The sequence below is a fragment of the Polaromonas sp. genome, assembly GCF_049790275.1.
Lineage (GTDB): Bacteria > Pseudomonadota > Gammaproteobacteria > Burkholderiales > Burkholderiaceae_C > Polaromonas.
Genome location: NZ_JBAQYR010000097.1, coordinates 1 through 13,312 on the forward strand (window position 1 = coordinate 1; position 13,312 = coordinate 13,312).

Consider the following 13,312-nt stretch of genomic DNA (forward strand, 5'->3'; position numbering starts at 1 on the left):
CTGAGTACCCTCGCCGACGCGCTGAGCCATGCCGCCGAAGCCGACCGCCAGCCGGCGGGCACCCTCAAGGTCAGCATGGGCCAGGCGTTTGGCCGTACTTACCTGGTGCCTTTGCTGGAAGGTTTTCTGGCCCGCTACCCCGCCGTGCAGCCCGACTGGCGCTTTGACAACCGGCAGGTTGACCTGATCGGCGAAGGCTTCGATGCCGGCATAGGCGGCGGCCTCAACCTGAATCCCGGCATGGTGGCGCGCGAGCTGGGGCGCATTCACATCGTGGCCGTGGCTTCCCCGGCACTGCTGCAGGGCAAGCCCGTGCCGCAGCACCCCGACGACCTGGCCGCCTTCGACGGCGTTGTTCGCCGTTCCCTGCGCACCGGGCGTGTGCTGGTGACCACGCTGCACAACGCCACCGGCGACGCTGCCGCCGCGTTGCTGAAACCCCGCATCGTGTTTGACGACCCCGAGGCGATTTGCCAGGCCGCGCTGCTGGGCATGGGTGTGGCGTTGCTGCCCATGCCTTTTGCAGCGCCCTGGCTGCAAAGCGGCGCCTTGCTGCGTGTGCTGCCCGGCTGGCATGCCGACGCCGGGCCCATGCTGCTGTATTACCCCAGCCGCACGCTGCTGCCGGCGCGCACCCGCGCCTTTGTCGACTTTGTGGTCGAGCAGTTCCAGGCCGGCGGGTTTGCGCAGCGCATGCGCGGGGACTGAGGCACGGCGCCCAGTTTTGCAAGCCAAATCGGCCGCCAGCCCTTTCGATATGGGCGCTACCAGCTATCAAAAGAGAAGCATCCTGGAACGACCACACACTCTGTGCGCGATGTGGGCTTCGGCCCAGCAGCAAGGAGGCGACTCAGGGTCGCCCCCGCAGCGATTGCGCACCCGCGCGCGTCGTGACAAACTGCCGCGAAGGCTCTTCACCCCATGCGACGGAGGGGCCTGCATCGGGCCGGGGTGACGACAGCAGCCGTCGCCCGCAGGCGGCGGCATTCATGCATGGAACAAGCACAGAAAGAACCCGCACCATGATGAACGAACCCAGCACTGGACGGCCTCTGCGGTCCATCAGCCAGGCAGCGCTGCCCACGGGCAATTGGCACACCGGTTTCTCAAGGGCCAGGCTCGAATTCCTGCGCGGCTTTGTGCGCCACCCGGCCCGGGTCGGCTCCATCGTGCCAAGCTCGCGGCGGCTCGAGCAGCGGCTGCTGCGCGAGGCGTGCCTCAGCGAAGCGCGCACCGTGGTCGAGCTGGGCCCCGGTACCGGCGGCACCACGGCCGCTTTCCTGCATGCGCTGCCGCCCTGGGGCCAGCTGCTGGCCATCGAGCTGGACAGCGGCTTTCACCAGCACCTGCACACGGCCATTGCCGACCCGCGTTTTCTGCTGGAGCTGGGCAGCGCCGAACGGCTGGAGAGTTTGCTGCAGGCGCGCCATCTGCCCGCGCCCGATGCCATCGTGTCGGGCATTCCGTTTTCCACCATGCCGCCCGAAACGGCAGACCGCATCGCCGCCGCCGTAGCCAGGGCGCTGCGGCCCGGCGGCCGTTTTGTGGCCTACCAGGTGCGCGCGCATGTGGCCGGCTTTGTGTCGCCTTACCTCGGCCCGCCCGAAAAGCGCTGGGAAGCCGTCAACGTGCCACCGGTGCGCGTCTTCACCTGGGTCAAGCAGGCAGGCTGAGCCGGGCGCGACTTTTCGCCGATGAAGCCGGCGCAAAAATGGGGGAAACTCCAGCCTGTTCGTCATCGCAGCAAAGAGTGAAGGTCAGCGCATGTTTTTCAGCCATTCCATCGACATCTGGGAGCGCCACCCTGAGCTGGTGCCGGGCGCACTTTTTGTCCAGGGCATCAACAAGAAAGCGTCGGTTGGTGCGCAGGTCGAACGGCTCAGCGCCATGGCCGCCGCCCGGTTGACCAGCCAAACCGAAAGCGAGCTGCCCGAAATCCAGGCCTGGCGCGCGGTGTTCGCCAAGATGGGGCTCAAGCCCACGAAGTACCGCTGCGCGTCCGAGGCGCTGCTGCGCCGCCTGCGCAAGGAAAACGCCCTGCCGCGGCTTCACCCCCTGGTTGATTTGTGCAACGCAGTTTCGGCCGCTTTTGCCATTCCGGTGGCCGTGTTCGACGTGGCCAAAATCAGCGGCGACCTGGAGGTGCGCTTTGCCACCGGCACCGAAACCTACGAAACGTTTTCCGGCGAGGTCGAACACCCCGAGCCAGGCGAAGTCATTTTTGCCGACCAGGCCGGCAAGGCCCATGCGCGGCGCTGGACCAACCGGCAAAGCAGCCTGTCGGCCGTCAGCGCCAACACCACCTCGGCGCTGATCGTCGCCGAAGCTTTGCATGACCTGGCATCGCAAGACATGCGTACGCTGATGGCCGCCCTCATGCACGAAGTGGCCGCCGCCTGGCCCGAAGCGGTCGCCAAGGCGCGCGTGCTCACGAGGTCAAAGGCACGCTTCGAGTTTCCGGCTGCGGCTCATTAGAGCGTCAGGCCGCATGGACGAGATAGCTACCGGTGTGCTGGAGTTCATCACCGTGCAGGTTGGACGGGTCGCAGTCTGGCTGGTTTCGTTTGGCCGATGGCGTGGCGAGCAGTTGCGTGGTGGTGAAGGGCGCATCCATGGCCCGGCAGGTGCGCTCTCATTTGTCCGGGATGGTCGGCGCGTGATTACAGACACCGGCCTTCTGTTCTTCGGCATTGCCTTTTATGTTGCCTTGTTTGCGGCCGCTGTTTTTTATTTTGGGTAGCCTTTTGATGGGGATGGCCCGGGTGAGGCTGCCCTTGGCGCACGATCTCTCTCCACAATCCTCCAAGACACACATGTAAAGCGCACACACTGTCTTGAAACAGCATGTGTGTTGTGTCCCCGGCATGCCTTCGTGAGACGTTGAACATTGGATCATCATGATTTTCAGTGGTCACAACACGCTTACTCGAAGGACGCTCATGAACAAATTACTCGCCACCCTGATCGCTACCCTGGTTACCGGTGCTGCATTTGCGCAAGTCACCGCACCCGCTGTGCCCGCCACACCGGCTGTTCCTGCTACCGCAGCCATGGGGAAGGCAGAAGTCAAGGCCGACAAGGCTGTGGACGCTGCAGTGAAAAGCGAAGCCAAGGTGGATGCCAAGGCAGACGCCAAGGTTGAAAAGGCAGAAATGAAAGCCGACGCAAAGAAAGCCAAGGCTGCCGCCAAAGCTGACAAGGTGGATGCCAAGGCCGCCGTCAAAACCGGCAAGGCCGATGCAAAAGCCGAGAAAGCCACCATCAAGGCCGATGCCAAGCTCGACACCGTGAAGACCGATGCTGCAGCCACCAAGGCCACCGCCAACATTGAAACCAATGCCGTCAAGGCAGAAGGCAAAGCCGACGTGAAAGCGGCCGGCAGCAAGTAATTGCAACGCAGCGGCTGTTGACAGCCGCAAGCCAGAACAAAAAAGACAGGCCAGGCCTGTCTTTTTTTATGGGCGCCTGGAGCCGGGAGGCACACGCAAAACTGGATCAAGCAGGCCCTTTTTGAAAGGCGGCATTCCAAGCATGACAATCCGGCAGCAAGATTTTTCCATCACACAGGCGTTCACTTTAAATTTACAGTAAATTGCCTCTGATCCAACAGTCTTGCCGCTTCCCGGAAGATTTGAATTTCCAGATGAAGCCGCGCCGCGACTCCTGAATTCGCGGCACCGGGCTGACAGTGCAACAGCATTCGCGATGCGCCTCATGCGGCGCAGCAGAAAGAGGGTTTGCCATGAACATCTTTATCGCAGGCGGTTCCGGTGCCATTGGGCGCCAGCTCGTGCCCATGCTTGTCCAGGCCGGCCATCGCGTTGTAGCCATGACCCGCTCCCAGGAGGGCGCCGTGCTGCTCGACGCGATGGGCGCGCTGCCGGTGGTTGGAAATGTGTTCGACAAGGAGGGGCTGGCGAGGATGGTGGAACAGGCCAAGCCCGACATCGTCATTCACCAGCTCACTGCTTTCGGTGCCAAAGACGCTGATCCCCTGGCAGAAACGATCCGCGTACGGACAGAGGGAACGCGCAATCTCATTGCTGCAGCAGAAAAATCAACGGCCAGCCGATTCATCACCCAGAGCATTTCCTTCATCTGCACGCCGGTCAAAAGCGGGTTGACGGATGAGAGCACTCCGCTGTATCTCGACGCACCGCTGGCCATTCAGCCGTTGGCGCACGCAGTCGCAGAAATGGAGACCCGAACAGTTCATTGCAATGGACTGGAGGGAATCGTGCTTCGCTATGGATGGTTCTACGGACCGGGAACCAACTACGACCCATCAGATGCCATTCCCCTTGCCATCAAAAAGGGACGGATGCCGATTGTTGGCGGAGGCGATGGCATCTACTCCTTCGTGCATGTTCATGACGCAGCCGTGGCCACGATGAAGGCACTGACGCACGGAGAGCCGGGCATCTACAACATCGTTGATGACGCGCCGGCCAAACTCAGCGAGTGGTTGCCCTTTGTGGCAAATCTCCTGGATGCGCCTGCGCCTGCACACATGGACGAAGCCCTGGCGCGCGAGAAGCTTGGCGACATGCTGGTGTACATATTCAATGAGCAATCTGGCGCATCGAATCTGAAGGCGAAGAAGGCGCTTTCCTGGGCGCCGGCCCCTTCTTCATGGCGGGCGGGGTTCAAGAGCCTCTACGCATCCGTTGACGCGAAGCCGGCACCAAATAAATAACAGCAACGCAGCGGCTGTTGACAGCCGCAAACCAAAATAAAAAAAGACAGGCCTGGCCTGTTTTTTTTTGGGCGCGTGAGGTTTAAAAACTGGCCTAACGCCCCACCACTGACCAGCCCGCATGCAGGTTGCTCTTGTCGTTCTCATAGTCCCACGCCGTGCCGCAGCGGTCGCAGCTGTATCTGGTCACGGTCACGAAATGGCCTTTGCGTTTTTCCTGACGGCTGCCGCTCTGCACCAGCTCGGGGTGGCCGGGAGCCTTGCGCCAGTTGCGCTGGATGCCGGCGCAGGAGTCGCACAGCGCCGTCTTCTTCAGTTCCTGTTCACGGTTCGGGTCTTGGGCTTGGGTCATGGTGATGCTCTGGCGTTGCTGGGTATGCCCCATTGTCGCCCCAGCAGATGCGCGGGGCGCTTTCACCTGCCGTCGCGGCCAAAACACCCCGCGCGAAGAAGGGGCTTGACTTGGAGTGCACTCGAAGTTTTACAGTCAATGCATGACCACCGCACCCACCGTTTCTTTAAGCATCGCCAGAGCCGCAGAAGCCTCGGGGCTGAGCGCCCACACGCTGCGTTATTACGAACAGATCGGCCTCATCGCCCCCATCGACCGGCACAGCGGTGCGCGCCGCTACAGTGACGCCGACATGCGCTGGCTCGAATTCCTGGTGCGCCTGCGCGCCACCGGCATGTCGATGCGCGACATGCAGCGTTATGCCCAGCTGCTGCGCAAAGGCAATACCGCCGGCAGCCTGGCCGAACGGCAAGCCCTGCTGGAAGAACACGCCGCGCGCCTGGAAGCCGGCATGCGTGCCCAGCGCGAAACCCTGCAGTACATCCGCAAAAAGATCAGTCTGTATGACGAGCTGCGCGCGGTACCCAAACGCGCCTGAACCCACCCCCAACCTTCAATCCAACCGAAACACACCATGATCAAAACCCGCACCCTCGGCCGCAACGGCCCTTCCGTCTCCGCCATCGGCCTCGGCTGCATGGGCATGAGCGACTTCTACAGCAACCGCGACGACGCCGAATCCATCGCCACCCTTCACCATGCGCTGGACCGTGGTCTCAATTTTCTTGACACCTCGGATATCTATGGCCCGCACACCAACGAGCTGCTCATCGGCAAGGCCATCGCCGGCCGCCGCAAAGACGTGTTCATCGCCACCAAGTTCGGCATCATGCGCGACCCGGCCGACGAAACAGTACGCGGCGTCAATGGCCGGCCTGAATATGTCAAGGCCAGCTGCGACGCCAGCCTCAAGCGCCTGGGCATCGACCAGATCGACCTCTATTACCAGCACCGCGTCGACAAAACCGTGCCCATTGAAGACACCGTGGGCGCCATGGCCGAGCTGGTGCAGGCCGGCAAGGTGCGTTACCTCGGCCTGTCCGAAGCATCGGCAACCACCCTCGCCCGCGCCTGCAAGGTTCACCCCATCGCCGCACTGCAGAGCGAATATTCCTTGTGGACGCGTGACCCCGAAGTCACCGGCACCTTGGCCGCCTGCCGCGAGCACGGCGTGAGTTTTGTCGCCTACTCGCCATTGGGCCGCGGCTTTCTCACGGGTGCGTTCAGCAAGCCCGAAGACCTGCCCGCCGACGACTACCGCCGCAAGTTCTCACCCCGCTTTGCCGAAGAAAACTTCAAGCGCAACCTCGCACTCGTCGATGCCGTCAAGCAGCTGGCCGAGGCCAGAGGCGTCACCGCGTCGCAGGTCGCCCTGGCCTGGGTGCTGGCGCAGGGCAACGACATCATTCCCATTCCCGGTACCAAGCGCCGCAGCTATCTTGACCAGAACATTGCAGCGCTTGACGTCACGCTGAGCACCGCCGACTTGGCCCAGCTCGACAAGGCCTTTCCGCCAGACGCCGCCGCCGGCCTGCGTTATCCGGCGGCCTTTCTCGGCACGGTCAATGCCTGAAGCGGGTCTTCCCGGGGCCTCAGTGACGTCTGGCTTCCGCCAGCGGGGGCCGCGGGACTGGCTTCGCTAGACCGCAGGCACCGTCCCCTGGAAGGGGAGAGGAGGCTACACGAAGTGAGACTCAACAGGGGTGAGCCAGCCCTTTTAAACGCTGGTGCGCAGCGTCTTCCATGTCCACCGGCAACTGCTGCTTCGCGCGCAGGTAGTGGTTGGTGAACACATCCAGGTAAGCCTCCAGCACCTGCGCTGCATGCGCCTCACCGGCCAGCGCCAGACACAGCGCCGCCACCTCGGAGGTGCAGAAGTGTTCGTCGCGCTGCGAGCGGCGCAGTTGGTAGCTGGAGAGCTGATCGCTCTGCAGGCTGAGCACCGGCAGCTTGTCCAGGTAAGGGCTTTTGCGAAACATCTTGCGCGCCTCGGGCCAGGTGGCGTCGAGCAACACAAACAGCGGGCGCTTGCCATCCTGGCCATCGGCAGGCTGCACATCCGTCACCACGCGCGCGCTGTCGACAAACTCGCCCGGAAACACCAGGTAGGGCTGCCATTGCGGGTCGGCCAGCAGGGCCAGCAGCGCCGGGTTCACCTCGGTGCGCGCCCAGCCAAAGGCGAAGGTGTCGGCCACCACATCAGCCACCAGCCAGCCCGTGTTGCTGGGCTTGAGCGGCTCGATGTCGGCCATGAGCAGGCACACCCCCGCATGCACAGGCACGGCGGGGCACAAGGCGCAGATGCAGTGGCTGGGCAGGAGGCGGCAACCCGCGCAGCGCTCCCCGCGCGGCCCACCGCGTGCCAGAAAAGGCTTGGAGCTGCGCGCCAGGCGTGCGCTGCGCAGAAGGGAAACGGCGTGAGGGGCATGGGCTGGGTAAGTCATTAGATTTAGTAGAGCTGCGAGGGTGTGGTGCAACAAAGACATTTTGAGCCAGCGAGAGCTCGGCGCGACTACAAGCCGCTGCCCACTTTCCCATACGGCATCTAGACTCGGCATGTCACAAATTGTGTGACTTCTTATTTGGACCCCTTATGACAAATCCGTTGATGGGCCGCTGTGCGTGCCTGCTCGTCTTGCTCGGCTCGTTACTCGTCACGGGTTGCGCCACCAAATTTGAGAAGCAGGCTTTTAACAACGAAGCCTCAGCAGGCGTCAAAAAAATCGCTGTCCAGCAATGGAATGACCTGGACGAGTACGGCGTCCGCGTGCTCAATCACCCAGGCATGAGTTTTGGGTTGATCGGCGGGCTCGTCGCGGCGGCGGATACCGCCAGCAAGACTAAAAAGCTGAACGACGTACTGGACCCCAAGAGCACCAGGCTCACCACCGATTTTTATGCAAAAGCATTGCCGGGCCTCCGGCAAGCAGGGTACGAAGTGGTCGCCGTACCGGTAAAGCGGGGCGCAAAGCCCGCTGAAGCCAAAGAAGCCGTTCGAGTCATGAAAGGCCAGGACGCGTTTCTACTTCTGACTTTTGAGGCCGGCTACCTCGCAGCAGGTGCATCAACCATCTACTACCCTTTTGTAGCCATGACGGCCGAACTCAATGACAGCAAATCCCAGGCTGTCTTGTACAAAGAGGCCTACCACTACGGTTACAACAGCGGCAACAAGGATGTTGTGTTTATCGAAGCTGCAGCTGATTGCAAATTTGCCGACATCGACAAGCTGGTGGCCGACATCGACAAAACCCGGGGTTGCCTGACGGCCAGTGTTGACATTCTGGTCAAGCAGATGGTTGCAGACCTGAAAAAGTAATTACGCACCGCGGATGCTTCAACCCATGAGTCATCTTTTCATGCGCCTGGGGGTGGCAAGTTGCCTGGCCGCTGTCCATCTGATGGCCGGCGCACAGGACGCCGCGCCGCCCGCCACTCCGGACATAGCCAGTTCTGCGCAGGGCGCGGCGCCCTGTTGCCAGCAGTTGAAAACGTTCGGCACGTCGCCCTTGCCGCTTGAAAAAACCGAGCTGAGGCTGGACGAAAAATCCCCCGCACATGACTTTGGGCAAGGCACGCAAGCGTTTCTGCTGCTGGAGCTTCCGGCCTACAGGAAAACATACTCGGTCAACATTTCCAGCCTCCCCTCGGCCCCGGCCCCACTCAACCGCAGCGAGCTCTCGCATGTCGCCATGCGCATTGAAACGCTGGATGCCAATTTTTCGCCGCTCAGGGTCTACCCCCACACAGGCATGAAAAGGCGTGGCCATGGCTACGAAAAGACAGTTTTCATCAACCCCTCCAACCAGAACGAACGCTATTTGCTGATTTACGGCGCGCTGAACGTAGAGCCCGAAAAGGTCACCGTGTCCAGAACCGACGTCGTTTTTGTGGGTACGGGCTACTTCATCGGCGGAACCGACCAGGCCATCACGCTGAAGGCCGCAAGCAGCGGCGCGCTTTTGGTCGAGGCGAAGGGCTTGCAGCCCGAGAAGCCATAGGCCTGACCAGCGGGCAGAAGACAGCCCTTCATGAAAGGCTGGCGGGGTGTTGACCATGGAATATAAGCTTCAGCCCCGGCACCAGTGGCAAGCCAGCAACTCCCGCACCGGCATTGACAACTTTTCACCTACTGCGCCCGCGTTGCCGGCTTGCTGCTTGAAAGTCAGCCACGTATTCTCAACGGGCACACCACACCAGATGTGAGACGGCCAGAAAGAGGAGTGAGCCATGCCCTACCCGGTTGGAAAGCGCAGCGTGACCTTGGGTGACCTGCAGATACGCTACCTGAATGGCGGGGCCGTCACCGTTGATGCCACTTTCCAGTTGCAGGGCCCGCAACCTCCCGTGCAACTTGCGCCGCCCAGGCAGCGCAGTGCCCGGCATCGGCATGTTCCCCTGCGCCAGCTCGAGGCGGCGGTCAGGGTGGTCAGGGAACTCAGCGTCATCGACCTTGACTTCGACCTGGGCAATCCGTACATGCTCCCTGACACGATCAGCGGGCCTGAATTTGTGTTCCACGGCAGCAAGCACACGTGGGACACCTTTTACGAATCCGGGGGCATCAGGTCAACCGGCATGAACACGAACATTGATCTGCACGTGGCCAGCAGCGCCCAGAATTTAACGGCTTATGTCTCCGGCACACGCTCACTCGCTGTGGCACACAAGTTCGCCAGGATGGGGCTGGACCCCACGCAGGGCCAGTACGGTTTTGTGTACCTCTTCCACGTCGAGGGAGGCATCGTCATCGCTCCCCACCTGCATGGCCACAACCAGGCCGAAGTGACCGGCCTTGGAATGGTGCCGGTGCGCGACATCCTCATGTTCAAGTGGCTGGCCCAGCCGCGCACGGTGTACGTCAACCGGGAATACAACGCCACACAAGTCACGCCGCTGTTGATTGACAGGGGGCTGAGGTTGATTGGTGGTGGTGCCACGCCCTGACGGGCGGCACGCATGTCAGGGCGGGGTCATGGCCCGCCGCGAGCCCTTTATGTCGGGCGTTTTGGCAAAATGGCATCTCTCGCAAATATGTCGTTCAGCTCCACAAGGACTGGCGACGCGTTGACTCCTGTTTGATCGGACATGAGCAGATCGAGGCCGTGCAACCATGCGGCCCGAAAAGGTCAGATCCCCTTTTGGCGCACCCGAAGAGATTCGGAAGTGCCCTCTCTCGGAGTCAACACACATGATCAAGCCGGAAAGTCCGCGCCTTTGGGTGCTCATTGTCTTGTCAGCGCTTTCGGTGCTGCCAATGAACATGTTCCTGCCTTCGCTGCCGGGCATCGCAAAGGATCTCGCAGCGGATTTTGTACTCGTCAATCTTGCGGTCGCTGGGTACGCGGTCGTCACTGCCGTCGTGCACCTGGTCGCGGGGGCACTCTCGGACAGATTTGGACGCAAGCCCGTCGCGCTGACCGCCCTTTCGGTTTTTACGCTCGCGTCTGTCGGGTGCAGCCTGGCGACTGACATCGGGATCTTCCTCTTGTGCCGGCTGTTCCAGGGAGCCGTCATTGCGCTCTATTCGGTCTGCCTCGCCACCATCCGGGAAACATCGGACGACCGCACGGCCACAAGCAGGATCGGGTATGTCTCTTCCGCCTGGGCGGTGGCCCCGATGGTCGGGCCAACTTTTGGCGGATTGCTTGATACCTTCTTCGGCTGGCGCGCAAATTTCATTGCATTCGCAGTCCTCGGGGCCGCCGGCTTGTGTCTGGCGGCTTTCCATCTGAGGGAAACGAACATGCGTCGATCAGGTTCAATCGCGCTCCAGATACGGGGCTATCGTGATCTGGGCCGGTCAGCGCGGTTCTGGGCCTATGCCCTTTGCATGGCGCTCTCCATAGGAACGCTGTACACGTTTCTCGGTGGCGCGCCGTTGGTGGCGACGCAACTGCTTGAGTCCTCGAGCGTGACGCTCGGGTTTTACATGGGCATGGTTCCAGCAGGTTTTATCCTGGGAAGCTTCGTTGTCGGGCGTTTCGGCTCCCGATACACACCCACAGGCTTCATCCTCGCCGGCCGCATCCTTGTTTGTTCAGGGCTCCTCGTTGGGCTCGCTCTCTACGTTTTCGGTGCGACGCATCCTCTTGCGTTCTTCGGCCCCTGTGTGTGCGTTGGCTTGGGCAATGGCTTGACGATGCCCGTAGCGAATTCCCGTATTTTGTCTGTGCGCCCCGATCTTGCGGGTACCGCTGTAGGGCTGGCCAACGCCTTGACGGTCGCAGGCGCTGGAATCGTCGCGTTCCTGTCGGGCCTGATTGTCAATGCTTCGAACGCACACCTTGCAGTGCTCAGTGTGATGCTGGTGTCGTCCGTGCTGTCGCTCGCTGTTGCGATGATCGTGGCTTCGCTCGAGAAGTCAGAGCGCGCCCGTGGTGCCGAGGCCTGATGTTCCGGGTTGATTCGGAACCCGCAATTCATGGAGGTGACGAAAGTTAACAGCACAAATCGGCCTCCAGCCCAATAGACACGGGCGCCAATAGCTATGAAAACAGGAGTAAGTGGGCACGCGCAGCAAGCGGATGCAGGGCCGGCTACTGCGCCGGTTTGTCCACCTTCATGCACGGGCGGTCAGGCAGGCGTGTGTCGCACACGGTGACGCTGCGCAGATGCTGCGTGGCTTCCGTCACCTGTTCGTTGGTGGGGCTGGATCTGAATGCGCGTTGAACCACATAAAAGCTGTCGTTGCCCCTGATGGCTTTCACAAAGGTGTGTTCCGGCTTGCCGGTGGTGGTGTTCAGCGGGCAGGCCTGAATCCACACCACAAAGGGGTAGCCGTTTTCTTCGCCCTTGGCCACGGTGGCAAACTCGGCGTCCTTGCACGAAGCCGCCCAGCTCTTTTGCATGAAGGCCTGGAATGCCTCGGGCGTTGCATTCTTGAGCCCCAGGAAAATCTGGCTCGTCAGCATCTCCGTCCAGTTCTTCACCGACTCGGCCTGCGGCACCATCTCCGTCATGATCATGTTGCCCTTGCGGGCCTGGAAGTCGATCTTGTAGCCGGTGGGCAGGCTGTGGAGGAGGTTTTCGTCCTTGAGTTCGGCTTGGGCGGTGAAGGGCAACAAGGCCAGCAGGCAGATGCAGAGCAATTGGCGGGTCATGGCGTTCCTGGTCTGGTTGCTTTCAGTCAGTAATAAGGGGGTGGCGAGGTCAGACGGCTTTGGGCCGGTGCAGCGCGCAGAGCTTGTTGCCGTCCGGGTCGCGCAGGTAAGCGAGGTAGAGCCTGCCCACGGAACCGTCGCGAAAGCCCGGCGGGTCTTCACACGTTGTGCCGCCGTTGGCAATGCCCGCGGCGTGGAAGGCCTCCACTTGCTCGGGCGACTCCATCTTGAAGCCAATGGTGCTGCCGTTGCCACGGCAGGCCGGCTCGCCATTGATGGGCGTGGTGATGCCGAAGGAGCCCTCCTTGCTGCGGTAGAAGTAGCGGCTCTTGTTGGCTACGCCGGGGCCAATGCCCAGCGTGCCGAGCACCGCGTCGTAAAACTTCTTCGAGGCTTCGAGGTCGTTAACGCCGACCATGACGTGACTGAACATGGGGTTTTGCCTCCGTGGGGTGTCCGATGGGCGATTGGGATTGAGCGATGGTAATAGATGCTATCGCCTCGGGAAATCTCAATCTGGTCGATATAGGTTTTTGTCCCCCAAATAGAGGGTTACGGCAAGTCAAGTTACTACTATCCTTGATGAAAGCTAGCAGTGAGCATTTTTGTTTCAGTGCACAAGCTGAAGCCAAGGAGTTCAAGATGGCATCTTTCGTTGAACGAGTGCTGATACTTTGCAAAACATATCCATCGCCTAGTGCGAAATATGCAGAAACATCGTGCGTGGCGGGCATGACTGCTGAAGGTAGGTTGATCCGCCTCTATCCCGTTCCATTTCGTTTGGTTGCAGACGAACAGCAATTTAAAAAGTGGCAATGGATAACAGCACGTTTAGAAAAAGCTCGCGACGATCATCGTCCTGAAAGCCACAGAATTTTTGTTGACACCATTGAGTGTGATTCCGAACCATTGCGAGCGGGGAAGATTGGCTGGCCGCAACGAGTTGAACTACTTGCGAAATTGCCAGTATTTTCTGATTTCGGGGAAGTAGAAAGGAGTCGAGAGGCAAACGGTGGAACTTTTGTTGAATTGCGCTGAAGTCTGACCCGAGTTTTCCATCGAATTTTGACCCACACTCTTTGTGAGCAGAACGTGCTCACGATGTGGATAAGTTCTTGGTTTTCTCCTTTTTGGGTTGAGTGTGTGGATCTGCCTCAAAGT

Annotated in this window: 17 protein-coding genes; 13 read left to right on the forward strand and 4 right to left on the reverse strand. The window is 60.8% G+C overall.

Going from position 1 to position 13,312, the window contains the following annotated elements:
• The 6 genes from WA904_RS12890 to WA904_RS12915 all read left to right on the forward strand — a co-directional run.
• On the forward strand, positions 1-708 hold a 708-nt coding region (locus WA904_RS12890; RefSeq protein ID WP_425197525.1), incomplete at its 5' end, for a substrate binding domain-containing protein.
• 314 nt (positions 709-1,022) lie between these two features.
• Positions 1,023-1,673, forward strand: coding sequence for a class I SAM-dependent methyltransferase (locus WA904_RS12895; protein ID WP_425197526.1), 651 nt, complete (start codon positions 1,023-1,025; stop codon positions 1,671-1,673).
• 91 nt (positions 1,674-1,764) lie between these two features.
• The gene (locus tag WA904_RS12900; protein WP_425197527.1) at positions 1,765-2,475 is read left to right on the forward strand and encodes a B3/B4 domain-containing protein; all 711 of its coding nucleotides are present in this window, start codon (positions 1,765-1,767) and stop codon (positions 2,473-2,475) included.
• A gap of 13 nt (positions 2,476-2,488) precedes the next feature.
• Complete coding sequence (locus WA904_RS12905) at positions 2,489-2,740, forward strand: hypothetical protein (protein ID WP_425197528.1); 252 nt, start codon at positions 2,489-2,491, stop codon at positions 2,738-2,740.
• Positions 2,741-2,939: 199 nt separating this feature from the next.
• Entirely contained in the window at positions 2,940-3,389 is a 450-nt protein-coding gene (locus WA904_RS12910; RefSeq protein WP_425197529.1) for a hypothetical protein, read from the forward strand.
• 353 nt (positions 3,390-3,742) lie between these two features.
• Entirely contained in the window at positions 3,743-4,696 is a 954-nt protein-coding gene (locus WA904_RS12915; protein WP_425197530.1) for an NAD-dependent epimerase/dehydratase family protein, read from the forward strand.
• A gap of 94 nt (positions 4,697-4,790) precedes the next feature.
• Here the strand turns inward: WA904_RS12915 and WA904_RS12920 are convergent, their stop codons facing one another.
• Entirely contained in the window at positions 4,791-5,048 is a 258-nt protein-coding gene (locus WA904_RS12920) for a hypothetical protein (protein WP_425197531.1), read from the reverse strand.
• 142 nt (positions 5,049-5,190) lie between these two features.
• Here WA904_RS12920 and WA904_RS12925 point away from each other — a divergent pair, with 142 nt between their 5' ends.
• Together WA904_RS12925 and WA904_RS12930 are read left to right on the forward strand one after the other, a co-directional pair.
• Positions 5,191-5,586, forward strand: coding sequence for a MerR family transcriptional regulator (locus WA904_RS12925; protein ID WP_425197532.1), 396 nt, complete (start codon positions 5,191-5,193; stop codon positions 5,584-5,586).
• Positions 5,587-5,622: 36 nt separating this feature from the next.
• Positions 5,623-6,621 carry an aldo/keto reductase gene (locus WA904_RS12930; RefSeq protein ID WP_425197533.1) on the forward strand — a complete coding sequence of 333 codons (999 nt, stop codon included), beginning with the start codon at positions 5,623-5,625 and terminating at the stop codon, positions 6,619-6,621.
• 121 nt (positions 6,622-6,742) lie between these two features.
• Here WA904_RS12930 and WA904_RS12935 read toward each other — a convergent pair whose 3' ends face one another.
• Positions 6,743-7,492: a tRNA-uridine aminocarboxypropyltransferase gene (locus tag WA904_RS12935; RefSeq protein ID WP_425197534.1), complete on the reverse strand. Its 750-nt coding sequence runs from the start codon at positions 7,490-7,492 to the stop codon at positions 6,743-6,745.
• Positions 7,493-7,641: 149 nt separating this feature from the next.
• On the opposite strand from WA904_RS12935, the gene WA904_RS12940 reads away from it, so the two are divergent.
• From WA904_RS12940 to WA904_RS12955, 4 genes are all read left to right on the forward strand, one after another.
• Positions 7,642-8,367, forward strand: a complete 726-nt coding sequence (locus WA904_RS12940) for a hypothetical protein (RefSeq protein ID WP_425197535.1) — start codon at positions 7,642-7,644, stop codon at positions 8,365-8,367.
• 25 nt (positions 8,368-8,392) lie between these two features.
• Positions 8,393-9,049 (forward strand): hypothetical protein, encoded by a 657-nt coding sequence (locus WA904_RS12945; RefSeq protein ID WP_425197536.1) that lies wholly within the window; start codon positions 8,393-8,395, stop codon positions 9,047-9,049.
• Positions 9,050-9,278: 229 nt separating this feature from the next.
• On the forward strand, positions 9,279-9,995 hold the full coding sequence (locus WA904_RS12950) for a hypothetical protein (RefSeq protein WP_425197537.1): 717 nt from the start codon (positions 9,279-9,281) through the stop codon (positions 9,993-9,995).
• A 244-nt stretch (positions 9,996-10,239) separates the two neighbouring features.
• Positions 10,240-11,442, forward strand: coding sequence for an MFS transporter (locus WA904_RS12955; RefSeq protein WP_425197538.1), 1,203 nt, complete (start codon positions 10,240-10,242; stop codon positions 11,440-11,442).
• Positions 11,443-11,587: 145 nt separating this feature from the next.
• Here the strand turns inward: WA904_RS12955 and WA904_RS12960 are convergent, their stop codons facing one another.
• Positions 11,588-12,151, reverse strand: coding sequence for a hypothetical protein (locus tag WA904_RS12960; RefSeq protein ID WP_425197539.1), 564 nt, complete (start codon positions 12,149-12,151; stop codon positions 11,588-11,590).
• Between the two features lie 49 nt (positions 12,152-12,200).
• Positions 12,201-12,584, reverse strand: a complete 384-nt coding sequence (locus WA904_RS12965; RefSeq protein ID WP_425197540.1) for a VOC family protein — start codon at positions 12,582-12,584, stop codon at positions 12,201-12,203.
• 209 nt (positions 12,585-12,793) lie between these two features.
• Here WA904_RS12965 and WA904_RS12970 point away from each other — a divergent pair, with 209 nt between their 5' ends.
• On the forward strand, positions 12,794-13,189 hold the full coding sequence (locus WA904_RS12970) for a hypothetical protein (RefSeq protein ID WP_425197541.1): 396 nt from the start codon (positions 12,794-12,796) through the stop codon (positions 13,187-13,189).
• The last annotated feature ends 123 nt before the right edge of the window (positions 13,190-13,312 follow it).